At 45.0% G+C, this 26973-nt stretch carries 23 protein-coding genes and 1 pseudogene; 14 read left to right on the forward strand and 10 right to left on the reverse strand.

Annotated features, from left to right (window positions below):
• The 12 genes and pseudogenes from ABIO93_RS23295 to ABIO93_RS23350 form a co-directional block, all read left to right on the forward strand.
• A pseudogene (locus tag ABIO93_RS23295) lies at nt 1-955 on the forward strand (hypothetical protein); the annotation flags it as partial.
• 20 nt (nt 956-975) lie between these two features.
• On the forward strand, nt 976-1863 hold the full coding sequence (locus ABIO93_RS23300) for a class I SAM-dependent methyltransferase (RefSeq protein ID WP_348072183.1): 888 nt from the start codon (nt 976-978) through the stop codon (nt 1861-1863).
• Between the two features lie 73 nt (nt 1864-1936).
• The gene (locus tag ABIO93_RS23305) at nt 1937-3136 is read left to right on the forward strand and encodes a tetratricopeptide repeat protein (protein WP_348072185.1); all 1200 of its coding nucleotides are present in this window, start codon (nt 1937-1939) and stop codon (nt 3134-3136) included.
• A gap of 61 nt (nt 3137-3197) precedes the next feature.
• Nucleotides 3198-5141 (forward strand): threonine--tRNA ligase, encoded by a 1944-nt coding sequence (gene thrS / locus ABIO93_RS23310; RefSeq protein WP_348072187.1) that lies wholly within the window; start codon nt 3198-3200, stop codon nt 5139-5141.
• 112 nt (nt 5142-5253) lie between these two features.
• Complete coding sequence (gene infC, locus ABIO93_RS23315) at nt 5254-5808, forward strand: translation initiation factor IF-3 (protein ID WP_348072189.1); 555 nt, start codon at nt 5254-5256, stop codon at nt 5806-5808.
• A 136-nt stretch (nt 5809-5944) separates the two neighbouring features.
• Nucleotides 5945-6139, forward strand: coding sequence for a 50S ribosomal protein L35 (gene rpmI / locus ABIO93_RS23320; RefSeq protein ID WP_244819796.1), 195 nt, complete (start codon nt 5945-5947; stop codon nt 6137-6139).
• Between the two features lie 105 nt (nt 6140-6244).
• A complete protein-coding gene (gene rplT, locus ABIO93_RS23325) occupies nt 6245-6589 on the forward strand; it encodes a 50S ribosomal protein L20 (protein WP_244819797.1) in 345 nt (114 codons plus the stop codon).
• Nucleotides 6590-6681: 92 nt separating this feature from the next.
• Complete coding sequence (locus ABIO93_RS23330; RefSeq protein WP_348072192.1) at nt 6682-7302, forward strand: hypothetical protein; 621 nt, start codon at nt 6682-6684, stop codon at nt 7300-7302.
• Between the two features lie 96 nt (nt 7303-7398).
• The gene (locus ABIO93_RS23335) at nt 7399-9945 is read left to right on the forward strand and encodes a phospholipase C, phosphocholine-specific (RefSeq protein ID WP_348072194.1); all 2547 of its coding nucleotides are present in this window, start codon (nt 7399-7401) and stop codon (nt 9943-9945) included.
• A gap of 166 nt (nt 9946-10111) precedes the next feature.
• Nucleotides 10112-12031 carry a molecular chaperone DnaK gene (gene dnaK, locus ABIO93_RS23340; protein ID WP_348072196.1) on the forward strand — a complete coding sequence of 640 codons (1920 nt, stop codon included), beginning with the start codon at nt 10112-10114 and terminating at the stop codon, nt 12029-12031.
• A 129-nt stretch (nt 12032-12160) separates the two neighbouring features.
• Nucleotides 12161-12436, forward strand: coding sequence for a hypothetical protein (locus ABIO93_RS23345; RefSeq protein ID WP_348072198.1), 276 nt, complete (start codon nt 12161-12163; stop codon nt 12434-12436).
• A complete protein-coding gene (locus ABIO93_RS23350; RefSeq protein ID WP_348072200.1) occupies nt 12433-13257 on the forward strand; it encodes an SDR family oxidoreductase in 825 nt (274 codons plus the stop codon). The genes ABIO93_RS23345 and ABIO93_RS23350 overlap by 4 nt, the downstream gene beginning before the upstream one ends.
• An 85-nt stretch (nt 13258-13342) precedes the next feature.
• On the opposite strand, the gene ABIO93_RS23355 is transcribed toward ABIO93_RS23350, so the two are convergent.
• Entirely contained in the window at nt 13343-15799 is a 2457-nt protein-coding gene (locus tag ABIO93_RS23355; protein ID WP_348072202.1) for an alpha/beta hydrolase-fold protein, read from the reverse strand.
• A gap of 146 nt (nt 15800-15945) precedes the next feature.
• Between ABIO93_RS23355 and ABIO93_RS23360 the strand changes: the two genes are divergently transcribed.
• Nucleotides 15946-16332, forward strand: a complete 387-nt coding sequence (locus ABIO93_RS23360) for a VanZ family protein (RefSeq protein WP_348072204.1) — start codon at nt 15946-15948, stop codon at nt 16330-16332.
• On the opposite strand, the gene pgi is transcribed toward ABIO93_RS23360, so the two are convergent.
• The 3 genes from pgi to ABIO93_RS23375 form a co-directional block, all read right to left on the reverse strand.
• Nucleotides 16311-17960 (reverse strand): glucose-6-phosphate isomerase, encoded by a 1650-nt coding sequence (pgi, locus tag ABIO93_RS23365; protein ID WP_348072206.1) that lies wholly within the window; start codon nt 17958-17960, stop codon nt 16311-16313. The two genes, ABIO93_RS23360 and pgi, sit on opposite strands and share 22 nt — an antisense overlap.
• Before the next feature lie 80 nt (nt 17961-18040).
• Nucleotides 18041-18880 (reverse strand): sugar phosphate isomerase/epimerase family protein, encoded by an 840-nt coding sequence (locus tag ABIO93_RS23370; protein WP_348072208.1) that lies wholly within the window; start codon nt 18878-18880, stop codon nt 18041-18043.
• Nucleotides 18881-18947: 67 nt separating this feature from the next.
• Nucleotides 18948-20153 carry a DUF5009 domain-containing protein gene (locus tag ABIO93_RS23375; RefSeq protein WP_348072210.1) on the reverse strand — a complete coding sequence of 402 codons (1206 nt, stop codon included), beginning with the start codon at nt 20151-20153 and terminating at the stop codon, nt 18948-18950.
• A gap of 257 nt (nt 20154-20410) precedes the next feature.
• On the opposite strand from ABIO93_RS23375, the gene ABIO93_RS23380 reads away from it, so the two are divergent.
• The gene (locus ABIO93_RS23380) at nt 20411-22225 is read left to right on the forward strand and encodes a glycogen synthase (RefSeq protein WP_348072212.1); all 1815 of its coding nucleotides are present in this window, start codon (nt 20411-20413) and stop codon (nt 22223-22225) included.
• A 32-nt stretch (nt 22226-22257) separates the two neighbouring features.
• Here ABIO93_RS23380 and ABIO93_RS23385 read toward each other — a convergent pair whose 3' ends face one another.
• From ABIO93_RS23385 to ABIO93_RS23410, 6 genes are all read right to left on the reverse strand, one after another.
• Nucleotides 22258-23076, reverse strand: a complete 819-nt coding sequence (locus tag ABIO93_RS23385; RefSeq protein WP_348072214.1) for a hypothetical protein — start codon at nt 23074-23076, stop codon at nt 22258-22260.
• A 142-nt stretch (nt 23077-23218) separates the two neighbouring features.
• Nucleotides 23219-23389, reverse strand: a complete 171-nt coding sequence (locus ABIO93_RS23390; RefSeq protein ID WP_348072216.1) for a hypothetical protein — start codon at nt 23387-23389, stop codon at nt 23219-23221.
• A gap of 60 nt (nt 23390-23449) precedes the next feature.
• Nucleotides 23450-23641, reverse strand: a complete 192-nt coding sequence (locus tag ABIO93_RS23395) for a hypothetical protein (RefSeq protein WP_348072218.1) — start codon at nt 23639-23641, stop codon at nt 23450-23452.
• A 251-nt stretch (nt 23642-23892) separates the two neighbouring features.
• Nucleotides 23893-24156 carry a hypothetical protein gene (locus tag ABIO93_RS23400; protein WP_348072220.1) on the reverse strand — a complete coding sequence of 88 codons (264 nt, stop codon included), beginning with the start codon at nt 24154-24156 and terminating at the stop codon, nt 23893-23895.
• A gap of 403 nt (nt 24157-24559) precedes the next feature.
• Complete coding sequence (locus ABIO93_RS23405) at nt 24560-25183, reverse strand: DUF3238 domain-containing protein (RefSeq protein ID WP_348072222.1); 624 nt, start codon at nt 25181-25183, stop codon at nt 24560-24562.
• Nucleotides 25168-26973, reverse strand: a complete 1806-nt coding sequence (locus ABIO93_RS23410) for an RHS repeat-associated core domain-containing protein (protein ID WP_348072290.1) — start codon at nt 26971-26973, stop codon at nt 25168-25170. Before ABIO93_RS23410 ends, ABIO93_RS23405 begins: the two co-directional genes overlap by 16 nt.

A 26973-nucleotide genomic window follows, 5' to 3' on the forward strand; every position in this document is an offset into this window, starting at 1 on the left:
GGCACGGTCGTATGAAGAAACCGGCGAGCTCTACACCCAGGTAGCCGTGGATCCGGAGGAAGACTATTCGCTCCTGAGCGGAAGACTGCAGGTACTCAATGATTCTGTCAGGATCGTGATAGGTACCTACGGATACCGAAACATGCAGAGCACCAATAACGCCGCGTCCCAAGGCCTGTATATCAGCAAATTTATAGATAAAGAACTTGTTTTTACGAGCTATCACAGCTTCACTGATTTCAAGAATTTCTTCAATTTCATGAATGAACGGCAGCAGGAAAAAATCGAAAAACGCATTCGGAAGAAGAAAGAAAGCGGCGATGATCTGAAACTGAACTACCGTTTGCTAGTCCATGACATTGTCCCGAAAAACAATAATTTCCTGTTGGTAGCAGAGGTTTTTTATCCTGAATACCGGTACCAGAACCCCAATATGATGGGCGGGCTCGGTTATGGCAGCATGATCGGCTATCCGTTTGGAATGGGACTCTATAATCCCTATCTCTGGAACCCAATGTATGGCGGCCGGGGCTATAACCAGCAAATTTTCGACGGCTTTACCTATACCCACGCCGTTATCGCGGATGTGGACCAGAACGGAAAACTGCTTTGGGACAACAGCATCAGCTTTGATAATGTGAAGAGTATGGACCTACGCGAAAAAATCAAAGTGCAGACATTTTCAAATGGCAATTCCAAACTTGTTTACAGCCATAACGGTGCGATCCGAAGTAAGATCATCAAAGGCAACCAGGTAGTCGACAGCGACCGCGTGATCCCGAACGAAACGAATGTCGAAGGAGACAAAGTACGAAAAACCAGCACCGACGACATTGACTACTGGTATGGAAACTTTTACCTGGCCTGGGGCGAACAACGCATCACCAACGCAGCCGGCGACCCGCAGACGAGGGGGCGACGGAATGTGTTTTATTTGAATAAGATTACTTACTAGCTATTGGCCAACGCCCCAAAATGATCCTACTTACCCCCGAACAACATACTGATTACCAATTGATCGATACTGGTGGCTTTGAAAAGCTGGAACGTTTTGGTCCGTATATACTTTCCCGCCCTGAGCCTCAGGCGATCTGGGACAAATCACTTTCTGAGCAAGAATGGGAAAAGCAGTCTAATGCTGTTTTTAAGAGAGATAAAAATTCCCAGGAAAAAGGACAATGGGTCTCCAAACCCGGAATGCCTGACAAATGGACTTTTCAGTACCGTACCAATTCGCTGCATTTAAGGAGCAAACTGGCTCTTTCCTCATTCAAGCACGTAGGCGTATTTCCTGAGCAGGCGACCAACTGGGACTATATTTCGAAAAAACTAAAACAGATTCCGGAAAGCAAGCCTTCTGTGCTGAATCTTTTTGCCTACACCGGCATTGCGTCGCTAGCGGCCAAAGCGTCCGGCGCGGATGTTACGCACGTGGATTCAGTGAAACAGGTGATCAGCTGGTCGAGAGAAAATATGGAACTGAGCGGATTGGATAACATTCGCTGGGTGGTAGAGGATGCATTGAAATTTGTCCAGCGGGAAGTTCGTCGGGGAAATCAGTACAATGGCATTATCCTCGATCCACCTGCCTATGGTCGCGGACCTGACGGTGAAAAATGGTTACTGGAAGAAAGTCTGAACGAGATTTTGAAGCTATGCGCTTTATTATTGAAAAAGGAGAATTTCTTCTTCATCATTAACCTGTACTCACTCGGATTTTCGGCCTTGATCGTAGAAAACCTGATCAAGGCGCATTTTGGAACACAGATCAACCATGAATTTGGAGAATTATATATTCCTGATTCATTTGGTAAAAACCTCCCGCTCGGCGTTTTTTCCCGATTTTCTGATCAAAGTATTTAAAATACATGAAGAATGCTCAATTTTGTATTGTCATGAGCGGCATTTAATTTTTGTTTTTGCTCATTCACATTACATGAGGTCAGGTTACATTCATTACATATCATTATTACTACTTTTCGCTTTCGCGGGATGCATTCAGTCCTGTCAGAGCGACGCCAGAAATGCTACGCGCATTCCCCCGGTTATCAAAAAATCAAGGACGGAATGGCAAAATGACGCATTGCTTTCACTGACGGACCTGATCAACCGCGGCGTTGATTCCGATGTCAACTATTTCAAAAGGGCACGTATTTACTTCGACCGTGAACAATACTCCGAGGCGCTCGACGACATCAATGAATCGATTTACGAACAGGATAATGTGAGCGAATACTTTTTGCTGCGTGGTAAGATCAACCGTGAGCTCGGTAAAATCGACAACGCCCTGGAAGACGCGCAAAGGGCCGAGGTACTACAACAAAGCAGTCCTGAACTTTACATTTTACTTGCTGACATTCTGCAAGCAAAAAACCGGTTCGGAGAAGCAGCTGGCTATTTGAACCAGGCTATGAAAATGGCTCCTTATGACGGATCTGCTTATTATGTCAAGGGAATGCTGCAGGCCAGGCAAGGCGATTCGCTGGCTAGTTTGTCGAGTTTCAATTATGCTATTAATGTGAATCCGAGATTGCTTCGCGCCTACGAACAAAGCATTATCATATTAAGAAAGCTGAACAATGTAGATCAGGCGTTGGTGGTCAACGAAAAAGCGATCAGCCGATTTCCGAATGAGGCCAATTTGTACTTCGAAAGAGGAGAAATTTTTAACCTGCTTGCTAAACCAGACACTGCCCTGATCAATTACCAGAAAGCTGCATCTTTGAAAAGCAATTATGAAGAAGCATTGATGCAGGTTGCTGCACTTGGTATTCACCTTAAAGAATTCTATAAGGCATTCCCGGCGTTGGAGCAGTTATTAAAACTAAAACCCAAGTCGAAAGAGATCAATAATATGCTGGGTTTTAGTTATGAAAAAACCGGTGATTATGCCAGGGCAAGGGAGTATTATACGACGGCTTTAACAATAAGTCCCGGTGATCAGGACGCGCGATATGGGCTGTACAGGATCCGGCTCCGTGAAAACGAGGGTACCTATTCTAATTTTTATCCCGAGGAAACTGCTGGTTCCACTTACAAGTTACTGGATACATCGAGGGTGAAAATAAATGTGATAAAGCCACGCGGTACGACAAATATCCGCGTAGATTCATCACGAAAAGCTAAAATTGAATAGATTTGCAATCTGCGGCCCTCCGCAGAAGATTTGAACCATAGTCACAAGAATAAATTTTTGAATGAAAGACGAGTCTCAAGTAAAAATTACCCTGCCCGATGGTAGTGAACGTTATTATCCGAAAGGAGTAACTGCACTCGATATCGCACTCAGTATCAGTGAAGGGCTTGCACGTAATGTGATAGCCGCCAAAGTGAATAGTGAAATTTGGGATCCTACGCGCGAGATCACACAGGACTCTCTGGTGAAATTACTGACGTGGAATGACGAAGACGGTAAATCAACATTCTGGCACTCTTCTGCCCACTTATTGGCGGAAGCATTGGAAGCGCTTTATCCGGGTGTAAAATTCGGTACGGGGCCTTCTATTGAAAAGGGTTTTTACTATGACGTCGACTTGGGCGATAAAACATTGTCCCAGGATGATTTTCCGAAGATAGAGGCTAAAATGCTTGAATTGGCGCGTCAGAAAAATGAATATATCCGCAAACCGATCAGCAAAGCCGACGCTCTGGAATTGTTTACAACCAAAGGCGACGAATACAAGCTGGAACTCATCGATGGACTGGAAGATGGCTCCATTACCTTGTACCAACAAGGTGGCTTTACCGACTTATGCCGTGGGCCGCATATCCCCAATACCAGTTTTATCAAAGCCGTGAAGCTGACCAACATTGGCGGCGCATACTGGCGTAATAAGCAGGAAAACAAGATGCTTACCCGCATTTACGGGATTACCTTTCCGAAGCAAAAAGAGCTGGAAGAGTACGTGACGTTGATGGAAGAAGCGAAAAAACGGGATCACCGTCGTTTGGGCAAGGAACTTGAATTGTTTGCTTTTTCTGAAAAAGTTGGTCAGGGTCTGCCATTATGGTTGCCTAAAGGTGCGATGCTTCGCGAAAGACTTCAGGCGTTCCTTAGCAAGGCGCAATCCAGAGCTGGTTACCTGCCTGTGATCACGCCTAACATTGGGAGCAAGGAGCTTTACGTTACTTCTGGCCACTGGGATAAGTACGGAAAAGATTCTTTTCAGCCTATCAAAACACCTAATGCGGGCGAAGAGTATCTGTTGAAACCCATGAACTGCCCGCATCACTGCGAAATTTATAAAACCTCTCCCCGCTCCTACAAGGATCTGCCATTGCGCTTTTCCGAGTTCGGTACCGTTTATCGTTACGAACAAAGCGGTGAATTGCACGGCTTGACCCGTGTACGCGGCTTTACGCAGGACGATGCACACATTTTCTGTCGGCCTGATCAGGTTAAAGAAGAGTTTGTGAGGGTAATTGACCTGGTACTTTACGTTTTCAAATCGCTTGGTTTTGAGGATTATAGCGCACAAATTTCTTTGCGAGATCCTAATGATAAAGTAAAATACATTGGTAAGGACGAGGACTGGGAACGAGCAGAAAGTGCGATCATTGAAGCTGCGCAGGAACGTGGATTAAGCACAGTTACCGAACTGGGCGAAGCGGCATTCTACGGCCCGAAACTTGATTTCATGGTGCGCGATGCATTGGGCAGAAAGTGGCAGCTGGGTACCATTCAGGTTGATTACCAGATGCCAAAACGTTTTGGCCTGGAATATACAGGTTCCGATAATCAGAAACACCAGCCGGTTATGATCCACCGGGCGCCATTTGGATCCATGGAAAGATTTATAGCGATCCTGATCGAAAACACTGCCGGACAGTTCCCATTGTGGCTTTCACCTGACCAGATCGCAATTTTACCGATATCTGAGAAATTTGCAGATTACGCAGAAGATGTATTCTTCCAATTGCAAGACCACGACATTCGCGGATTTGTAGATCACAGGGACGAGAAGATCGGACGGAAAATCCGTGATGCGGAAGTTACCAAAGTACCTTTTATGCTGATTGTAGGTGAAAAAGAAATGGCAGAAGGAAAATTGTCAGTCCGCAGAAAAGGGGAAGGCGACCTTGGAAGCATGACAATAGAAGAATTTATCGGCTTTTTCAAAAAAGAAGCTGCCATTATTTGACGATTTTCTAACTTTTTGTTATTATTCCCGCACTAAGGCACTATTTTTGTGACCGGAGTGTTAACGATTTCGATTTCACCTAAAAACCTAAAATAACACCAAACCAAATTATATGGCATTAAGACCCCCTAGTGGACGGTTAAGAGTTCCCGAAGAACCTTATAAAATAAACGAACGAATTACAGCAAAAGAAGTACGCCTGGTTGGAGAAAACATTGAACCGGGAATAGTTGATATCATTACTGCCCGAGCACTTGCGAAGGCGCAAAGCCTTGATCTTGTTGAAATTGCACCGACGGCGGTCCCTCCTGTATGCAAGGTGGTGGACTATTCGAAGTTCAAATACGAGCAGAAGAAGAAACAGAAAGAGATCAAGGCGAAGGCGATGAAAGTGGTTATTAAAGAGATCCGTTTCGGCCCGAACACGGATGACCATGACTTCGATTTCAAATTGAAGCATGCGATCAATTTCTTGAAAGAAGGTTCAAAAGTAAAAGCTTACGTCCATTTCGTTGGCCGTACCATTGTGTTTAAGGAAAGAGGGGTTAACCTTTTGAAAAAATTCTCGGAAGCACTTTCGGAATATGGCAAGCTGGAAATGGAACCGAAACTGGAAGGTAAAAGAATGACGATCATTCTCGCTCCGGCACCTGCAAAAAGTAAATAGTTCCTGAAGCATAGTCTTCATTAGATATAGAAATCGTGTTTTTGACTGTAAGTCGGGACACGATTTTCATTTTATAAACCTTTTGACTAATTTTGCGGGCTGTTTTATTTTTTATCAATTATTATTTTTTTGAATCATGCCTAAAATGAAAACCGTTTCAGGGGCTAAAAAGCGTTTCTCGCTGACCGGCACTGGAAAAATTAAGCGCAAACACGCTTTCCACAGTCACATCCTGACCAAAAAATCAAACAAACGCAAGCGTGGTTTGGTTAAAACTGGTCTGATCGATGAGTCTAACCACAAGCAGGTAATGGCAATGCTTGGAAAATAATCCAAAGCCATTAAAAATTAAATACCAAATTCTGGTTTTTTGTTCAACCCGATAGAAGGCTTTTCAAGACTCAAGAGAGCGCCGACCATCAAAAACAGTTAAATTATGCCACGTTCAGTAAATCACGTAGCGTCACGTGCAAGACGTAAAAAAGTTTTAAAATTAGCGAAAGGCTATTTCGGCCGTCGCAAGAATGTATGGACAGTTGCCAAGAACGCAGTAGAGCGCGGTTTGGCTTACGCATACAAAGGCCGCAAGCAGAAAAAGCGTAATTTCCGCGCGCTATGGATCCAGCGTATCAACGCCGGGGCACGTATCCACGGATTATCTTACTCAGCTTTCATCGGCAAACTTAGTGCAAAAGGCATAGAGCTAAACAGGAAGGTTCTCGCTGACCTCGCGATGAACCATCCGGATGCATTCAAAGCAATCGTTGATCAGGTTAAATAAAACAGCATCCCGCCTCTCCGGCGGGATTTTTTTTTGCATAAATTTGGATATTGCAGGTCATAATCACAAACGTACCTCATAACCAAATAAGCATGTTAGAACAACTTCTAGGCCTCGTTCAGGAAAACTCACAACAGGCCATCGTCCAAAATCCCGCAGTCCCCAACGAACACAACGAAGAAGTAATGCATACCCTCCTGGGATCCATTACCGGTGGCTTGCAGGAACACGCACAAGCTGGTAACCTGGGAGGCTTAATGGGCCTGTTATCAGGTAACAGCGGAACATCATCTTCATCTCTCATGAATAACCCTATTGTGGCCTCCATTGCCAGTAAAGCAATCGGCGCTATCATGGAAAAATTCGGTATGAACAGTCAGACAGCCGGAGGCATTGTGAGCTCGGTACTTCCCGGCGTGCTCGGAGGGCTGATCAGCAAGGTGAGCAATCCAGGCGATTCCAGCATTGATTTCAATGATATAATCGGAAGCTTGACGAAAGGCAGCTCAGCACAGGCACCTGCTCAAAGCTCCGGCTTTGATTTCAACCAGATCGGCTATGCCATGGCAGACGGAAAACTGGACATGCACGACCTGATCAAAATGGGCGGAAGTTTGATGGGAGGAGGATCTTCGGCTCCGCAATCCGGCCAGGGATCGTCAGGCGGCCTTGATCTTGGCGGAATGCTGGGCGGCCTGTTTGGCAAGAAATAATACAAAACATCATATAAGGATAAAACCCTGCGCCTGGCGGGATAGTACATTTGTGGAAAAAAATGTATTACCGTAAAGCCACTTACTTTTCATCTCATGGAATCCAGAAGAGAATTTATCAGGAAAGCCACTATGCTCACCGGCGCAACCGGATTGTTCAGCGCACTTCCTGAATCCATTCAAAAAGCGCTTGCAATTGATCCAAAACAAGGAAGCACGTATCTCGACGCCGAGCATGTAGTGATCCTGATGCAGGAAAACCGATCATTTGACCATTGTTATGGCTCATTGCGCGGTGTTCGAGGATTCAATGATCCCAGGGCGATCAATTTACCGAATAAAAACCTTGTATGGCTGCAAACCAATGCATTTGGGGAGACGTACTTGCCTTTCCGATTGAATATGAAGGAATCCAAGGCTACCTGGATGGGTTCATTGCCCCATTCCTGGACTAATCAGGTAGATGCGAGAAATGACGGCAAATATGATCAATGGCTCATCGCCAAGCAATCCGGGAATAAGGAACATGCCAGAATGCCCCTTACCCAGGGATTTTATAATCGTGAAGACATTCCATTTTACTATGCGCTCGCCGATGCCTTTACAGTTTGTGACCAGAATTTCTGCTCGTCCTTAACTGGTACTACGCCCAACCGCCTTTATCTCTGGACGGGTACAGTGCGTGAGAACCCGGATCCAAAACATTACGCGAATGTCCGAAATGAAAATGTCAGTGACAATGCAGAGGCTTCCTGGACCACATTCCCGGAGCGGCTGGAAGATAATCATGTATCCTGGCGCATTTACCAGAATGAGCTGAGTATTTCCACCGGTTTTGAGGGAGAAGAGGATTCATGGCTTTCGAATTTTACAGATAACCCGATTGAATGGTTTACCCAGTACAACATTCGTTTTTACACGGGGTATCAAAAATATCTAGCGGAAAGAAAAGGCGCCCTACCGGCAGAAATTGAGCAGGCTCAGACCAGGCTGAAAACAGTTTCTCCTGGAAAAGAGGCCGCCGCACTGGAAAAAATAATTAAGGAAAAACAAGCATTGCTGCAACTTGCCAAAGAAGAGCTCGTACGGTGGAGTCCTGAGAATTACGAAAAGCTCTCGGCGCGGAGCAAAAATCTGCATCAAAAGGCATTTACTACCAATAAAAAAGACCCGGATTACAGGGAGATCACAACGGTAAAATACCAGGATGGCGACATTGAACATGAAGCTAAGGCTCCGCAGGGAGATATCCTGCATCAGTTCCGGGCGGATGTTAAAGGTGGTACCCTACCGACAGTATCCTGGCTGGTAGCACCTGAAAACTTCTCCGACCACCCTACTTCACCCTGGTATGGTGCGTGGTATGTGTCGGAAGTAATGGATATTCTCACTTCCGATCCCGAGGTTTGGAAAAAGACAATCTTCATTCTTTGCTATGACGAAAATGACGGTTACTTTGACCACGTTCCACCGTTTTCTGTTCCTAATCCATATAAAGCTGACACAGGCGCAGTTTCTGAGGGGATTGATTGCAAGACCGAATTCGTGACGCTGGAACAGGATATGACCAAAAAGCCTAAAAAGGAAAGTCGGGAAAGTCCCATTGGCCTGGGTTACAGGGTGCCCCTCCTGATCGCCTCACCATGGAATCGTGGTGGTAATGTATGTTCAGAGGTATTTGACCATACTTCTATATTGCAGTTTCTGGAAAAATTCGCGAGCCACAAATCCGGAAAGGCGATTAAGGAAACCAATATCAGTGAATGGAGACGGACGATTTGTGGTGATCTTACCTCCACCTTTACGCCATACGACGGCCAGCAGATCCCCTTGCCGACTTTTGTAGCGAGAGATGAATTCATGGAGAGCATTTATAATGCACGTTTCAAAAAACTCCCGAATGGATATAAAGCATTGACTCCGGAAGAAATCAATAGTGTCAATAAAAACCCATTGCTTTCACCCGTCATGCCGAAACAGGAAAAAGGTACCCGTGCAGCTTGCGCTCTACCTTACGAACTGCATGTTAATGGCTCTTACAACTCTGCCAAAAATGCATTTCAAATTAAACTGAAAGCCGGAAATGACATACTTCGCGACAAAGCTGCCGGTTCTCCATTTGTCATTTATGCGCCTGGCAAGTATAAAAATGAGGCTGTCAAAGTGTGGAATTATGCAGTCAAGGCTGGTGATTCGCTTGATGCTTCATGGGATCTGGCCGATTTTGAGAACGGGCGGTACCATTTGCGGGTATATGGTCCAAACGGTTTTTTCAGGGAATTCTCGGGAAATAAAAACAATTCCTACGTGGAGGTAACGCCCAGGTATGAGCTGGATAAAAACAAAAAGCCGACGGGCAATATTTTGCTTGATATCGGGAATAGCAGCTCGTCAAAAGACTGTACCGTTACCGTAAAAGATAACGTATATGGCACTGAAAGTCAATTCGTAACGATTCCCCGGAACTCCCAGGGAGCAATCAAAGGAAAGGTCATTTCTCTTATTTTAGATAAAAGCTTCAACTGGTACGATTTCTCCGTAGAAATCGAAGGCGAACCCGACATGATCATGCGTTATGCGGGTCACGTTGAAACCGGTAAGACCAGCCAAAGTGATCCGTTGATGGGTCAGATGATCAGCTAATCCCCTACTCCTAGTCAGGCCGGTTCCCGGCCTGACACTTTGTCACTCTCATTTTATCTCAAAGATTCTGGTACGGGGTTTTTAACAAAAACTCTGGACGGCCGATATGAAGATCGGTTCCGTCAAAGAAACAGCATCAAATTATACTTAACTTTAATATAGAACAATGGGAAAAATTATTGGCATAGACTTAGGAACAACGAACTCCTGCGTGGCTGTCATGGAGGGCAATGAGCCGGTTGTAATTGCAAACAGCGAAGGTGCCCGCACAACTCCTTCTGTAGTTGCGTTCATGGACAACGGTGAACGTAAAATAGGAGCACCGGCCAAACGTCAGGCGATCACTAATCCCAAGCATACTATCAGCTCCATAAAGAGATTTATGGGTAAAAAATATGACGATGTAAGCAGTGAGCAAAAAACTGTTGCATATACCGTCGAAAAAGGACCTAATAACACCCCTCGTATCCCCATCGGTGACAGGTTATATACGCCACAGGAGGTTTCTGCTTTCATTTTACAGAAAATGAGACAAACTGCGGAAGATTATCTGGGCCAGGAAGTAACAGAAGCAGTGATTACTGTTCCTGCTTATTTCAACGATGCGGAACGTCAGGCTACAAAAGAAGCGGGGCAGATCGCAGGTTTGGATGTGAAACGTATTATCAATGAGCCTACTGCGGCAGCGCTTGCATACGGTCTTGACAAGCAGCATATCGATATGAAAATCGCTGTGTTTGACTTGGGTGGTGGTACTTTCGACGTATCTATCCTTGAATTGGGTGAAGGCGTATTTGAAGTAAAATCGACGGACGGTGATACGCACCTTGGTGGTGATGACTTCGACCAGGTGATCATTAACTGGCTTGCTGACGAATTCCAGAAAGACGAAGCTGTTGACCTGAGAAGGGATGCTATGGCTTTGCAACGTCTGAAAGAAGCAGCTGAAAAAGCAAAAGTAGAACTATCCAGCTCTGCGCAAACTGAAATTAACCTACCTTATATATTCCCGGTAGATGGTATTCCAAAGCACCTTGTTCGGACTCTGACCCGTGCGAAATTTGAGCAACTGGCAGATTCTTTGTTCCTGAGAATGATGGAACCTTGCAAGAGAGCGATGAAAAATGCAGGTTATACCAACAGCGATATCAATGAAGTGATCCTCGTAGGTGGCTCAACCCGTATTCCAAGAGTTCAGGAAGAAGTTGAAAAGTTCTTTGGCAAAAAACCTTCTAAAAACGTCAATCCTGACGAAGCAGTTGCAGTTGGTGCAGCTATCCAGGGTGGTGTTTTGACAGGCGAAGTGAAAGACGTTCTTTTATTGGATGTTATTCCATTGTCATTGGGTATCGAAACGTTGGGTGGTGTTTTCACCAAACTGATCGAAGCGAACACAACCATTCCTTCGAAAAAAACCGAGACATTCTCAACTGCTGCTGACAATCAGCCTTCTGTTGAGATCCACGTTTTGCAGGGAGAACGTCCTATGGCTACTCAAAACCGTACATTGGGACGTTTCCACTTGTCGGATATTCCACCAGCACAACGCGGTACGCCACAAATCGAAGTAACATTTGATGTGGATGCAAATGGTATCCTGCACGTTTCTGCGAAAGACAAAGGAACTAACAAGGAGCAAAAAATCAGGATCGAAGCTTCAAGCGGTTTGACCGACGCCGAGATCACTCGTATGCGTGAAGAAGCGAAAGCGAATGAAGCTTCTGATAAAGCAGAGCGCGAGAAAATTGAAAAGATCAATGCTGCCGACAGTCTGATATTCTCGACTGATAAACAATTGAAAGAATTTGGAGACAAACTTTCAGCTGGAAATAAATCGGCCATCGAAGGTGCATTGGCGGAATTGAGAACTGCTCATCAAACTCAGGATGTAGCGGGTATCGATACAGCAATGGAAAAACTGAATGGTGCATGGCAGGCGGCTTCGCAAGAAATGTACGCTCAGGGTGCCGAAGGACAGCCGGGCCAGCCGGGCGAACCTGCCGGAAACCCTGGTAATGCGGGTGCTACCGACAGCACCGGTGCTACCGACGATGTGACGGATGTCAATTTCGAAGAAGTTAAATAAGGCTTCAACTAAAAAATCCCCGTCTTTAACCAGATGGGGATTTTTTTTACACGCCTTGCTGCAAAATTGGGGAGCACACTTTCGTTATCATGACAAAAAAACACACACAATGACTGGCATTGATTTTTATTGAAAAGAATTACACAAATCATCAATTTAAAAAACCTGTTACTAAAATTCACTTCAAATATGGACACAAGGATCGCATTACCAGAGTTGATGTATTTATCCCCTACTACCCGCGAAAAAGCGGTTGCTATTGCACAAGATCTTTTAAGAAGAAATAACATCTCTCCACGCGAGGCTGTTTCCAAAGCAATTTTGATTGCTAAAAACTGGGCGGTAAAAAATGTCAACCGCAGAGTCTGGAAAAAATTAAAGTCCATAGAAAAAGAAATCATATGATAGGTCCCGATCTGAAATTCAAAGATCAGGTAGTTATCGTGACCGGATCGAGTTCTGGAATAGGCAAAGCCTGTGCGGTTCATTTTGCGAATCACGGAGCAAAAGTGGTAATTAACTACAACTCCAATGCCCACGAAGGAATGCAGGTGCTGGACGAAATCGTGTCCAACGGAGGATCTGCAATTCTTGTTAAGGCAGATGTGAGTCGCGAAGATGATGTTAAAGCGCTTTTTGCAGAGGCTGTTAGTAGGTACGGAAAAGTCGATGTGCTGGTTAGCAATGCAGGTTTGCAAAAGGATTCATCATTTTTGGAAATGACTCTGGAACAATGGCAAAAGGTCATTGACGTTAACCTGACTGGACAATTTTTGTGTTGCCGGGAAGCTGCAAGGCAATTTGTCAAACAACAGGAGAATGCGCAGGAGGTGAACCATAGCGAACTTTCCATTGGAAAAATTATCTTAATGAGTTCTGTGCACGATGTCATTCCCTGGGCAGGGCATGTTAATTATGCAGCGAGTAAAGGCGGTATCATGATGTTTATGAAATCCATTTCCCAGGAACTCGCACCACACAAAATCCGCGTCAATTCGGTGAGTCCCGGAGCGATCAAAACGCCTATTAACAAGGAAGTTTGGTCTGATCCCGACAAATATAAAGGTCTGTTACAGCTGATCCCATACAAACGCATCGGAACTCCTGAGGATGTTGCCAAAGCAGTAGCCTGGCTCTCGTCGGACGATTCCGACTATGTAAATGGAGAAACACTTTACATTGACGGCGGAATGACGCTGTACCCGGAATTTGCAGACAATGGTTAATTCTGAATAATAAGACTTACTTCATCAGCAATAAAAAAACGTCAGGCGCAAACCTGACGTTTTTCTATTTTTTGATAAGGACAAATTACTGGGTTACAAATTCTCCCTTTTCAACAGACCAATCGTTGCCGAAGAACCCTGACATTTTTACTTCCTTCATTCCGTTTTCCAACATATCAGCTGAGAAAATCATCAGGTCAGGAAAGCCACTGCCGCCGCTGAAATATTGATTTGCATTAGCTGCCTGAAAACCATTCTTGCCGGTTCCAGCAATGACCGTAACCGATGCAACGTCGCTATCAGCACGCGGCCAGATGAAATATGTTGCCAGGTCATTACTCGAAAATCCCTTCGTTCCTACTAAGATTTTCCCGTTTGTTACAGTAACCGGACAGTTTTTCAAAAGCTTATCCCAAGCTACGTTCGTACTTTTATTTCCGTACAAAATGACGCCGCGATCTTTGAAATTCTTAGGGTCAAAATCCTTATCTGCTATTATATCCACCGCACCATTTCCTCGGAAGTACCAGGTCTCAGCATCATATCTTGCTTTTTCAAAGGCCCAGTCTTTTTCTTCTTTCGTACCACCGGTCGCATACACGTAGACCATTCTATTTCTGAATGCATCTTTCAATGTTCCGTTTCGCCATGGATTCTTTTCACTTTTCCCGGGAGCGGTCGCAAGTTGCCATTGCGTTTCCTTTTTAAGATAAATCGTCTCGTTTTGTTCTTTTACCTGGTACTCAATGGCAGCGAGACTATCCAACATTATTTTCACTTTGGTACCTGTTGTAAATGCATCAAGATTCAGAGAAAGTAAGGCTACATTGCTTGTGGTGCCTTGAATACGGGCATCTTTCTTATTCAGCATCAACTGAATCCGGCTGTACTCTAATGCCTTGACTTGCTGCTGCACGCTGGCCCAACGCATTTTAGAAGAAATACCAGGATTAGCCGTTGTAAAATCAATCGCATTAACCGCAGAATCTTTTGGGATCGAATGCCAACTGAAAAAGTTAAAAATTGGCGGCCAGTCCACACTAATATCGCCGTACCAATGCGCTCCCCCAATGTGTTCATAGTAACTGAAATCGCGGTGAAACTTGCCGAGAATGTCACGCATCTGACGTGCGTAGTTGACCGAAACAGTCCTGTCCGCATCCCCGTGCGCTACGTATACACCCAGATTTTTGTAATTCGAGGTCAACGCCAGAACATTGCTTGGATTGCTGGCGCGGAGCAGAATTGACTCGATCGGTGACCCGGCACTATCGGGTATCATTCCATCATGTGAACCATAAGACGACAATGTAGGGTATCCTGCCGAAGGAGCGATCGCTGCCCATTTCTCAGGGTAAGTAGCACCCAGAAACCAGGTTCCATGCCCGCCCATTGAATGTCCGGTCAGATATATACGTGACGGATCAGGATTGTACTGTTTTTTGGCAATCTCTAAAACTTCCAGCGCGTCTAATCTTCCCCAGTCTTCCCAGTTGAACCCGCGCGGGCGACGGTTTGTAGGTGCTACGAGTACGCCCCAATCTTTTGGTTTGTAAGCACGAGCCTGACTAATCGCCTGAACCTCTGCCCCGTGCACCGAAAAGAAAAGAGCTGGCTGGCCCGATTCCCCGCCTTTGATCTGAGGTGAAACTGCGTAGTACTGAACACTGCCATCCATATCGCTCACAAATGTGCGGCTATATTGCTTACCTTCTTCAACCGATTGTATTGCGATTCTTGTCTGGCCAATGGTTTTTCCTGCTTGAATCAATGTAACAGCCACATCCTGTTTTCCAGGAGAATTAATGCTTGCACCATTGATTAGCACACCTACTTTACGCGAGCTCATGGCAGGAATAGCCGGAATGCTTGTCAAAACTTCCTTTCCGGATAACTCGGCCCTAATTTGCAATCCGTCAATGGCTTTGGAACTAGCATTCTGAACCACCAGACCTATCCACAAAGAATCATTTTTAAGTCCTGGTACAATGTCAGCAACTGTCAGGTCTTCGGTATTCAAATAAACAGGTTTTTCCGGAAAAGTCAGATTCGCGGTAATCCCGCCGAATCTACCAAAACGGGCCACACGGGCGTAGAATTCATTTTTTCCTTTTTTCAAAACAACGGGCAGATGCATCCAGCCATAACGGTACTGGTCGCCACCACGGGGAACGCCATTGACAAAAACCATGTCATGACCAGTCAATGTCAGAACCGCAGTTTGCTCCTTTTTTGATTCATAGGTCAAATAAACGTAGCCATTTGAGAACGAATCCCCGCGGAAACGGTGTGTGGAGTCAGCCTGTACCTTACGCCATTTAATTTCTTCACCTTTGGCATTCTTCAAAAGAGCAATTCCATCCTGCGGTTTTGCTAAAGTTCCTTTGTAAAGTTGGTAAGCTAATGGGTCGGTATATAGGGCCTCGCGGCCATACTGGTGACACGGTCCAACACCGAGGCCTCCCTCAAAATGGTATATAACCTGCGCTTGCGATGAAAGGAATAGGAATAGTGAAAACAGTGTAAAACTTAATTTTTTCATTTGGAATAAGGGAACAGTTTTGTCGAACTTAAACTTAATAAAAAAAATTAAAAATAACGTCGCAGATAATTAATAAAATCATTATTAAAGACTTTGCTTTAAACTTGGAAAAATGCTTTTTAACTTGGCGAATTAATTACAAAACAATGATTTCTAATTTGATTACTACAATTACCCGCTTTATTGCAAGACAGCCGTGGCTGGGTTGGTTCTGGACTTTGCTGATTTTGGTGGCCTGCACATGGCCGGGGAAAGATATCCCGGCAGCTCCGATCATGGGTTTCGATAAAATCGTGCATTCAAGCCTCTTTACAGTTTGGATTATACTGTTTCTGCTTGCACATCCGCAGAAGAGCCTGATGCTGGTAGTATTAGGAATGGCCTATGGCCTGGGGCTGGAATTTTACCAGCAGCTTCTGCCCTTCGATCGCACTTTTGATTGGTGGGATGCAGTAGCAGATGCTGCTGGTGTTATTTTAGGTTTTTTGATCAAAACAACGATTCTGGATCGTTATCGCCAGCGCTTATACTGATTGATCAAACCATTCGTAGAGCTGTCGTGATTGGTAACCGGCCAGTCGTTCTGTAATTCCGGATAAATTTTATTGGCCAATTGTTTGCCCAACTCAACACCCCATTGATCAAAGCTGAAAATGTTCCAGATGATACCCTGAACGAAGATTTTGTGCTCGTACATGGCGATCAGGCTTCCTAACACTTTGGGAGTGATCTTTTTAACCAAAAATGAATTGGTCGGACGGTTTCCTGAGAAAACTTTGAACGGCGTGATAAAATCTATTTCCTCCTGACTTTTACCCGAGGCCTTCAATTCTGCACGCACTTCTTCTTCGGTCTTACCATTCATTAATGCTTCCGTTTGAGCAAAAAAGTTGGAAAGCAGCATTTTGTGATGGTCTCCGAGCGGATTATGGCTCACTGCCGGAGCGATAAAATCGCAAGGTATCAGCTTGGTACCCTGGTGGATCAGCTGGTAGAAAGCATGCTGCCCATTGGTACCTGGCTCTCCCCAAATGACAGGGCCCGTCTGATAACCAACAGGTTGGCCGTTACGTCCTGTACTTTTGCCATTGCTTTCCATATCTCCCTGCTGGAAATAGGCCGCAAACCGGTGCATATACTGGTCGTAAGGAAGGATCGCCTGCGTTTGCGCGTCAAAAAAGTCGTTATACCAAACTCCTAACAAGCCCAGAATGACCGGAATATTACGTTCGAACTTGGTAGTACGGAAATGCTTGTCCATTTCGTGCGCACCAGAAAGTAGTTGCTCGAAGTTTTGAAAACCTACGAAACATGCAATGGACAATCCGATCGCTGACCACAAGGAATAGCGGCCCCCCACCCAATCCCAGAAACCAAACATGTTTTCAGGATCAATGCCAAATTTCTCCACTTCTGTTTGATTGGTAGAGATGGCCACGAAATGTTTTTTGACATATTCCTGATTCGCCGCTTTTTCCAAAAACCATGTGCGCGCGCTGTGAGCATTCGCCATCGTTTCCTGCGTGGTAAAAGTTTTGGAAGCAATCATAAACAGCGTCGTCTCCGGGTTCAGCGGTTTTATCGTTTCAGCGATATGCGTACCGTCGACATTGGATACGAAATGCACATTCAAACCAGCCTTCCCGTATGCTTTCAAAGCCTCGGTCACCATCACCGGGCCCAGGTCGCTGCCGCCGATGCCGATATTCACGATGTCCGTGATTTCTTTGCCAGAATATCCTTTCCAGGCACCTGATCTCACTTTTCCCGAAAAATCCTTCATTTTGGCCAATACCTCATTGATGTCAGGCATCACGTCCTTGCCATCGGCCAATACAGGCTCGTTGGAACGGTTGCGCAAGGCGGTGTGCAGTACAGCGCGACCTTCGGTAGCATTGATTTTTTCTCCGGTAAACATTTGCTCGATCGCATCCGCGAGACCCGCTTCTTCCGCAAGCTGCACCAGGTAAGAGCGCGTACGGGAAGTGATCCGGTTTTTAGAATAATCCAGCAGAATGTCGCCAAACCGAATGGAAAACTTCTTATGACGGTCTGTTTCTTCCTCGAACAGGTTCTTTAAATGCTTCTGAGATATGGTTTTGTGATGCGTTTTCAGCTTTTTATAAGCAGATAATTGATCAAAGGGCACGTTTTTGAGCATTTCTTATTGCGTTATGGTAAAAAATCAACCTTGATCCTGCAAAAATATGACTTTACAGCAGTTTACACGTTTTTTCGTGCCTATACAACATCACAAACTCCCCTGAAATAGCCGACCGATTCAGCGATACCTGCCAGTGGATCTTTCATATCTTTCTCATATTCAAGGGCGCAAGAGCCTGAATATTTCACTTTTCGCAGCATTTTTACAAAAGCAGGAATATCAATAATTCCTCTGCCCAGCTCACAGGTTTTGCCGTCTTTGGTGGCACCGGAAACGTTTTTCAGGTGAATGTCAAAGATCCGTTTGGCATATTTGCCCAGATCTGCAACCGAATCCTGGTTATCCCTTCTATTATGGCCCATATCAAAACAAAGCCCAACGCGTGGGTCCAGGTCTTTGACGAAGTTATAAACGGAAGTTGCATTCGGGTAGAGCTTGTCCTCAGGACCGTGATTGTGGATGGCATAGCGAATATCATACTCCTTCACTTTCTGCTCCACATATTTCAGGTCCTCATGATTGGGGATACCAACAATGAGGTTCACTCCCACCCTTTTGGCATAGTCAAACGCATTGTCAATGTCCTCGTGGGTTTTGGTATAAATCGGCCCTACTGCGTATCCGGTAATGTCGGCGGCTTTCAACTTGGCATGAAATGCAGCGATTTCCTCAGCCGTACTTTTATATGGTAAATGAAAATCCTTGATACATAAATAATGAACATTCGTCTTTTTCATCATTTCAATGGATTCATCCAGCTTGAAATTGACAAAGCTATAACCCGCCATCGCCAGTTTGAATGTATCTTCTTTCTTCTCTTTGAGAGTGCCGGCACCGCTTGTTTCGGGAAACGATACCAGGCTTCCTGCTACCAGCCCCGCGAAACTCTTTTTGACAAATGATCTCCTCGTGTTCATTATTTAAAGTTTAAAATTGACTGCTACTCTATAAAGACGAAGAGTTTAAAATTTACCACCTATATGTTTAAATCTTAAGTTTGATTCCGAAGCGGTTGATGATACCCGTCAGAATAATCACCAAAAGAGCAAAGCAGGCAGATTTCATTAACCCGATCACGCCTGTCCGCAAGTACATGGGCAGGCTGATTTGAAGCATTGAGATCACGCTGTACCATACGTAAGGAATGAGATAACAAGTGAGTGTAGCAGTACCCGCTGGTGCTAATACAGTCGCCCATTTTTTTGTTTTTTTTAAATCAACAATCCAGAACAGAGCCGCAAACGCGAAAAAACTGATCCCACTACAAACCCCTACCCATGCCGGAGTAGCCCTGATCTTGGAAATTCCCCAGAAAGGACGCGTTCCGAAACCATGTAGCAGACATACAATCCCTAATGCGAGCAAAATGAATAAATAGGTGTAATTCACGCCAGTTTGCTTCATATAATGCCGATACACCACCGAAGCGACCACTCCTGCCATTCCAAAAGCAGGCATGGAACCGCCGCCGACGATCCAAACGTATGCTTTGACCGGATCCAGAAAGCCCAGTATCCCTGCGAAATCCGCCAGATTGAAAAGTACAAAAAACAACCAGCCCGCAATCGCAAATGGCAGTCTATCGCGGGTGATGAAGTAGGTGAGCGCGCACAAGAAATACGACCAACCGATCAGCCCAAGTATACCGTACCATCTGGTTTCCATTCCTGAAGGATTTTCGGGTGTGCCGCCTTTAAATATCAGTGCAAGCCCAACCAGCAACAGGTAACCCGCAATTTTCAATGCACTATACAATACTTTTTTGTCAGGATTGGCGGGGTACACATTCCAGATCAGAAAGAATGCGACCACCATTAAAATGCCCCATAAGTCCACGCTGATGATCATTCCGTGATCCATTGCACTTTCCAGGTTGACGATGAAGACGCCCATCAACAGCAGTGCAAATGTCCGTTCAGCAATGTGCATCAGGATCGCACCGTCACTATCCCCTTTCTTTTTTCTGTTTGAAATAGCAAAAGGAATAGACAAACCGACAATGAAAAGGAATGCGGGAAATACGACATCGGACAGTCCCATGGCATCTTCCGCGGCCTTGGTATGCAGTAACCAGGTAGGAATATTTTCCAATGTGCCTAGGTCATTCACAAAAATCATCAGGAACATGGTAAGCGCCCGAAAAATGTCGATAGAGTCCAGTCGAAGGGATGGAGGGGTTGAATTCTGCATTTTATTAAATCATAGGTTTAGGAATTCGAAGGTAATTTATTTCCCCGATACAAAGCAATACGACGACATTAACAACTCAGCACCACTTTTGTCAGTTTTAGGTTACGATTTTTCTGCTTAGCATTTTATCTCCAACCGCGACTTCTTTTAGTTATTAATTTTAATTGAAATATCCTGCTTTGCTAAGCAGGGAACGATGCACTCCGAAAGTCGAAGCTTAACGTTATTTAATTTCATCAGCCGAATCTCTTAACATTTTGAAACCGGATACCCTTCTGTTTGAAATTGCCTGGGAAGTCTGTAATCAGATCGGCGGAATTTTCACATACATCAAGTCGAAAGTTCCTACCATGCTTGATACTTACGGGGATAACTATATGGCCATAGGTCCCTACTTTCCGGAAAAAGCGAAACTGGATTTCCGACCGGTACGCGAAATCGAGAATATTCCCCTTGCGGAGGCCGTACAATACGTTCGCAGCCTCGGCTATGAAATACATTATGGTTATTGGTTGCTCGAAGAAGCCCGTCCGAAAGTACTCCTGATCAGTCCGGTCGTCGGCCTGGAACATCTCAATGACGCCAAAGCAAAACTATGGCAAAACCATGCTGTCTCCACCATTGAACACGATCCGCTAATTGATCAGGTGATTGCATTCGGTGAAATCACCAGAATATTTCTGACCACGTTCATTGATAACCTGGAAATTTGCCAGGATGTAATCGCTCATTACCACGAATGGATGTCGGCCGGTAGCATTCCAGGTTTAATGCATGAAAAGGTCCGGCTGGCTACCGTATTCACTGCACATGCGACATTACTCGGCAGATATCTTTCACCCAATGAGGAGCATTACTGCCTTCAATCGCGCACGTACAACTGGCAGCAAAAATCAAGACAGTACGGCATTGAAAGCAGGGTTGCACTGGAAAGGGCAGCGGTCCGGAGCGCACATACGCTGGTTGCCAACAGCGAGATTACTTCACGTGAATGTGAGGCTTTTTTCGAACGTACCCCCGACAACGTTATCCGTAGCGGTATTCACAGAAAACCGGGAGTGGGCCACGAGGTTTTTGAGCAACATTTAGCGCATCGTTCTAAAATTGATGCATTTGTTAAAGCATTGTTTTCGCCGAGCTATCAAGTTAAGACAGAAAAAACCCTTTACTTTTTCACGTCCGGGCGGTACGAATATCGGAACAAAGGATTCAACATTACACTGGAAAGCATTGCCAGGCTAAATCAGGAGCTGATCCGTCGCAAGTCCGAACTGACGGTCGTATTTTTTATTATTTCGAAAAAACCTTTCCATAACATTCGTCCCGACGTGCTCGAATCGAGGCAGCGTTTTCAGGATCTTCAAAAAATTTGCAAAAGTATCAGTGCCAAAATCGGTCCCCGGATGTATTCGAATGTAACGAGCACGGGCGGTCACAAACTTCCCGATCTTAACGAGCTGATCGATGATGATCTACAAATGACCTGGCGGCAGGCATTGGCCAATTTCAAACGCGAAGGTTTACCGCCGGTTGTAACCCACCACCTGGACAGTGCGGACGAAGTTACTGACTTCTGCGAGCGCAATGGTTTGAACAATGATGCCCATAACCGCGTCAAAGTGATTTATCACCCCGATTTCATTGAACGCGCGACGTCTCTCTTTTCACTCGACTACCTGGAATTCGTCCGTGGCTGTCACCTTGGCATTTTCCCCTCGTTGTACGAGCCCTGGGGATACGCGCCAATGGAAACGATCATGCACGGTACGCCGGTCATTACGAGCGATTTATCCGGTTTCGGGAGATATATGCGGACTATCATCCCTTCCGATGCCGACCACGAGGTCAAAATCCTGAACCGCAGGCACCAGACCGAAGAGCAGGCAATAGCTCAGCTGACCCAAACCATGTGCGACTTCGCTGAAGCATTCGAAAAAGACCAGTACGTCCCCCGCGCCAGCTTGCCAAAACAAGTTATGGATACATTCTGCTGGTCGGAACTGCAGCAACGCTATCATGAAAATTACAAACTGGCATTGATGCGGTATCAGCCTGTGGCTGATTTGTATTGAGGTGTGGTGTTTCTGAAAATCTACGGCAGCAGCTACTCACATTTCCATTTTATTCCAGAAAACATAAAACCATCGTCGACTACCTGCCCATTGCCGTCATACTTAACGTTGTAACGAATTTTCGAAGAATCGCCGAACATGAATTTTTCCGTAGCTACTTTATTATTTTCGGAAAATAGGTAAGACCCAGAATCTTGACCGCCATATAACATATAATATAATGGCCTGCCAGAATTTAAATGGTTATCGTATAAGTGTTTCAATATGTAACTGAAAGGCGTTTTTCCTTGATCAGTTACACCGAAAACTGTTTCCTTAACAAGATTTCCGCTTTTGTCGAACTCGTAATTACGAGTCGTGGCTAATTTGAAATCGTCGGGAAAGTTTGTTGAATCGCTATTATTTGAAAATACCTTCAATGAAACAGGCTTATTAATTTCATTATCATAAGCAAATTCGCAACGTGTTCTTTCTATCATTGGAAGGGGGTTGTTTAAATCTGGTCGGAATGCAAACCTTCGAACCAGATTTAAGCCAAAGGGTCCGTACTCGTATTGAACAATGGTTTCGGGCTTATTTTGGGAAAGGACATAATCGACCTTCATTAATCTTTCTCCGGAGAACTCAAAAATATACTGTTGCCCTTCTTTGTTCAATCCCGGGCCTAACCCTCGTAAGTTATTATTCTCATCATAGCTGGCAAGGTAGGGCCGGTTATTGAAAATAATTCTGGTAATCCGACATTGGTTTCCAAAAAAATTTGATTGTGGTACAACTTCATTCTTTTTACAACCAGCAATAAATACGAATGCAAATAGAACCGAATGCACCAAACAGCTCAGTGATTTCAATGTAGTTAGTTGCTTCATAAGTTTGGGATAAGTTCCTAGTTTTTGTTTAGACGCAACTTCTCAAAAAAGTAACACGGAACTTTTAGAATTTTAAAAAAAATCCCGATCTCAGACCGGGATTTTCAATGTCAAACCTCTGTGCTTATTGGATATCGTTCCTATTCCCATCGGATGTCATATTTCCATTACCATCATAGGCATAACTGCTAACCCCGCTCTTCACACCCAAATTACTCCCCGAACCATCCGCGACTGCCGAAAGCCGATTGCCGACGTACGCATAACCCAGGTTATCCACCACAGCGGTTGCCATTTTTATCATAAGTAATGCCGCTTTCTGTATCAGCATACCCCAGCAATCCTGTCGACCCGGTTAACCTGTTCGCACCGTCATAATTAAAGATTTGTATTGGCTGGATACTCTTTCAATGGCCCCCGCTCCCAAATCATAAAGTTCGCCGACGGTTTGGATCGCGCGGTATTCTCCGTCATAGTAGATAACATTGGTCAGCCAGCTGCCCGCTGCACCGCTTCCGGGCAGCACCCGGGCCCGGCTTCCAGTCATGTACCCTTTTACATTGGGGTTATTGGCAGGATAATAGCCCGCATTATAGGCCAGGTTGCCTGCCTTTGAGAAACCATAGTCATCATAAAAAGTAATGGTGAGCAGGTCGGCCTAAGAAGCGTTCAATGGCGCTGTTTTGTTCAATGTGTAACCCGCCGTCGTGCCATTACTGCGCTCTTCATGATGCTCTGCAATGGCGGCGACATTTGCGGCCCAGGTTGCCCGGGTGGCGTTTGTGGCAATTTCACCTGTTACAATCGGGCGATTCTGCGCGTCATAACCCGCGCTCTTTCGTCATAATCGTATGTAAATGCATGATCCGACAATGAGGCTACATCCTGGTAATTGGGTTGCAAAGTTGCCCTGAGCAGCCCCATTTCGTCGTATACATAATAGGTAGAAAGCGTAATCCCGGCGGCCGCAATCACCTGCCGGCAGACCATCTGGCCGGACAGATCCGTAAATTCGTTGGTTACATTTCCTTGCTCGTCGGTGAAGTTTACAAAACTGAGCATACCTGGCGCATACTGGCCGACCGGAACGATGGTATTAGCCGCTGGATCATAGTCATACCGGTTCGCCTAATTCGGCACCTTGGGCAATGCCCCATCCCGGTTAATACTCAACCCAATGGAACAGTAATCAGCCTGTTGTAATAACTATATTGTTACTGATCCTATACCCATAGGATCAGTAACAATATTACTATCGGTAGCAAGGACAATAGTATTTGCCAACCCTCTTTCATTTGCGATAAAATCACGGATATTATTGTTTGTAGTAATCCAACTAAACAAACTAGAAAAAATAGGTACGTCGGCCATTCTTGGTTTAGGTACATTTTTACATTTAAAACAACCCCTATTATAAGAAGTGTTATTCCAAAATAACGAAGTATTAAATTTCTTTTTCTCATAATTAATGTTGTTCGTCTTCCTTTCTATCGTTGATGTTTCCTGAGCTATTTATTTTCTTTTCCATTGGAGGAAACAACGCCATGGGTGTATCTCCTGTTTTGGTTGGATTACTGCCATAAATTAATGTAGAATTTCCAGTAGCTTCATTAGTTATAAAAAATTCATAAGCTGGGAATCCGTCACTAGCCCCATTGATTTTGTAATCCAGTGAGCCATTGCTTTGTTGAGATATCGTAATGTTGACATCATAGTTTATCGCCGGAGCACCATTAACAAGTTTATTTGATGCATCAACTTGCATACCAATAGTCGTGGAATTCCCTTTTTCCAGCAATCCTTTATCGTAAGAAGGGTTAGGTCCCGCTTTTGTTGCCAAAGATTTTTCTGTTTCCAAGCCTTTATTGTCGACCCCAATAGATCCGCTGGCAACATTACTTAATGTAGAAACCTTTTTATTGTCAAAATCAACTCGGACTTTTTGTTCTGTTCTGAATGATGATGCGTTTGCTTGATAAGATTGCCTATTATCGCCTTTGAAGGATTTCGTATTTGACATTGGTGCCATTGGATTGGGTACACTATTGGCGGGAATAAACGAACGCCCAGTAACTAGATATGGCTCCAAACCTTCTCTCTGGCATTAATTACTATATTTCCACTGAAAGCATACGTCGTCCAAAACGGGTACTTTTCGCTCAATGGATCCGCCGATAAAAATCTTCCCGTCAAAGGATCGTGCAATCTCCATTTAAATTGTACATAGTCTGTACCAATTTGCTTTTCCTGTCCTTGGAACGTATAACGGTTAATCCCATTTCTTGCCGCCGGGGTCTGAACAGGATTGTTTCTATCGATCTCTAACCCGAACGGATAGTAATCCGTCTTCTGCAAAACCTGCCCGAACTCATCGAAAACTACCCTGACATTCCCCAAATGATCTTTGAGGTTATACGCAAACTTCAATGCACCTTTCCTGAAAACTGCCTGGCCTTCGCTCAAACTTACACGGTCTAAGCCGTTCGCCGCCCCAACCTGTTTGTATTCAAAAGCCCCAACGTATTTGAATGTTACCGTATCGGCTGCGTATTTATGCTTTGTCCCGGACGCATCGTAATCGTAAGTCAACGTTTTGCCTCCAATGGTAACGGTTTTTGGTAAATTCAGGTAATTATAAGTCAAAGTTGCGTTTCTGTTTCCATCGCTGGTTATATTTCCATTTGCATCGTAGCCGTAACTACTAATCCCGCTCTTCACACCCAAATTACTCCCAGAATCATCGGTGACAGCCGAAAGCCGGTTGCCGAGGTAAGCATAAGCCAAATTATCAACTGCCGCCCCAGCCCTGGCCAAAGTTTTAATGTTCCCATTCTTATCGTAACTCATGCCGCTTTCAATGTCAGCAAATCCCATTAACACGGTTGATCCGGTCAGTCTGTTGGCACCGTCGTAACTGAAACTGAGGCCTTTGGTAAAAGCGGCATCATCTTTGTTTAGCCACTGCATTTGGCTGATGTTCCCGTTGGTGTAGTTTGCCCCGTTGGCGTAAGCCAGCCCAACACCAAAGTAAGGAACATCAGGCCCGGCGACATCTTTCTTGTAAACGGTTTTTCCGTCCATCAACCAGCCACGGATGTTGTTGGTATAGTCTGTCCTCAACCTGAATTTTGCACCGTCTGCCGAGTGGAACCACTTGGATTGCAACTGGCCTAATGCATTGTACCGCTGGGCAACTGTGACCGCTTCTTTGGTGCTGGCCCCGCTGGTTACTTTTTCTTTGATGCTTAAAAGCCGGTCCGCATGGTCGTAGGAATAAGTTGCCAAATGCATGTTGGTAACATTACCTGCCAATAGCTGCTCCGTTTTTAGTTCTGCAACTACGGGTGCGAGGTCATATTTGAATTGGCTTGATATTCTCTCGATTGCGCCTGCGCCAAGATCGTATAACTCACTGGTTGTCTGGATCGGACGGTATTCAATGTCATAATAAGTCGCACTTGTCAGCCAGCCCCCTGCGGCGCCGTTTCCGGGAAGCATTCTTGTCCTGGCACCGGTAATTTGTCCCTTTACATTGGGATTGTTGGATGCATAATATGCGACATTATAAGAAAGGTTTGCAGCTTTGGAAAAAGCATAATCGTCGTAAAAAGTAATAGTAAGCAAATTGGCTTCATTTGCATTCTTAGGGGCTGTTTTGTCCAAAGTGTAACCTGCAACTGTGCCATTGCTCCGCTCTTCATGATGCTGGGTAGCGGCATCGATTGCAACTGACCAGTCGATGCGGTTCAGCGGGGAGGCGATCTCGCCGTTAACAATGGGTCTGCCCAATGCATCATATTTAATGAAAGCCCAAACGCCACGGGCAAGCTGGTTAGCATCCCGCGACATGGCCAGTCTGTTATATTGGTCATAGACCAT

Origin of the sequence: Dyadobacter sp. (assembly GCF_039919315.1) — a bacterium.
Taxonomy (GTDB): domain Bacteria; phylum Bacteroidota; class Bacteroidia; order Cytophagales; family Spirosomataceae; genus Dyadobacter.

Bases quoted from the DNA above. Each gene is read 5' to 3' on its own strand.
- ABIO93_RS23300 (WP_348072183.1), top strand. From the start codon at position 976: ATGATCCTACTTACCCCCGAACAACATACTGATTACCAATTGATCGAT.
- ABIO93_RS23305 (WP_348072185.1), top strand. From the start codon at position 1,937: ATGAGGTCAGGTTACATTCATTACATATCATTATTACTACTTTTCGCT.
- thrS (WP_348072187.1), top strand. From the start codon at position 3,198: ATGAAAGACGAGTCTCAAGTAAAAATTACCCTGCCCGATGGTAGTGAA.
- infC (WP_348072189.1), top strand. From the start codon at position 5,254: ATGGCATTAAGACCCCCTAGTGGACGGTTAAGAGTTCCCGAAGAACCT.
- rpmI (WP_244819796.1), top strand. From the start codon at position 5,945: ATGCCTAAAATGAAAACCGTTTCAGGGGCTAAAAAGCGTTTCTCGCTG.
- rplT (WP_244819797.1), top strand. From the start codon at position 6,245: ATGCCACGTTCAGTAAATCACGTAGCGTCACGTGCAAGACGTAAAAAA.
- ABIO93_RS23330 (WP_348072192.1), top strand. From the start codon at position 6,682: ATGTTAGAACAACTTCTAGGCCTCGTTCAGGAAAACTCACAACAGGCC.
- ABIO93_RS23335 (WP_348072194.1), top strand. From the start codon at position 7,399: ATGGAATCCAGAAGAGAATTTATCAGGAAAGCCACTATGCTCACCGGC.
- dnaK (WP_348072196.1), top strand. From the start codon at position 10,112: ATGGGAAAAATTATTGGCATAGACTTAGGAACAACGAACTCCTGCGTG.
- ABIO93_RS23350 (WP_348072200.1), top strand. From the start codon at position 12,433: ATGATAGGTCCCGATCTGAAATTCAAAGATCAGGTAGTTATCGTGACC.
- ABIO93_RS23355 (WP_348072202.1), bottom strand. From the start codon at position 15,799: ATGAAAAAATTAAGTTTTACACTGTTTTCACTATTCCTATTCCTTTCA.
- ABIO93_RS23360 (WP_348072204.1), top strand. From the start codon at position 15,946: ATGATTTCTAATTTGATTACTACAATTACCCGCTTTATTGCAAGACAG.
- pgi (WP_348072206.1), bottom strand. From the start codon at position 17,960: ATGCTCAAAAACGTGCCCTTTGATCAATTATCTGCTTATAAAAAGCTG.
- ABIO93_RS23370 (WP_348072208.1), bottom strand. From the start codon at position 18,880: ATGAACACGAGGAGATCATTTGTCAAAAAGAGTTTCGCGGGGCTGGTA.
- ABIO93_RS23375 (WP_348072210.1), bottom strand. From the start codon at position 20,153: ATGCAGAATTCAACCCCTCCATCCCTTCGACTGGACTCTATCGACATT.
- ABIO93_RS23390 (WP_348072216.1), bottom strand. From the start codon at position 23,389: ATGGCAACCGCTGTGGTGGATAACCTGGGTTATGCGTACGTCGGCAAT.
- ABIO93_RS23395 (WP_348072218.1), bottom strand. From the start codon at position 23,641: ATGACTGGAAGCCGGGCCCGGGTGCTGCCCGGAAGCGGTGCAGCGGGC.
- ABIO93_RS23400 (WP_348072220.1), bottom strand. From the start codon at position 24,156: ATGCTCAGTTTTGTAAACTTCACCGACGAGCAAGGAAATGTAACCAAC.
- ABIO93_RS23410 (WP_348072290.1), bottom strand. From the start codon at position 26,973: ATGGTCTATGACCAATATAACAGACTGGCCATGTCGCGGGATGCTAAC.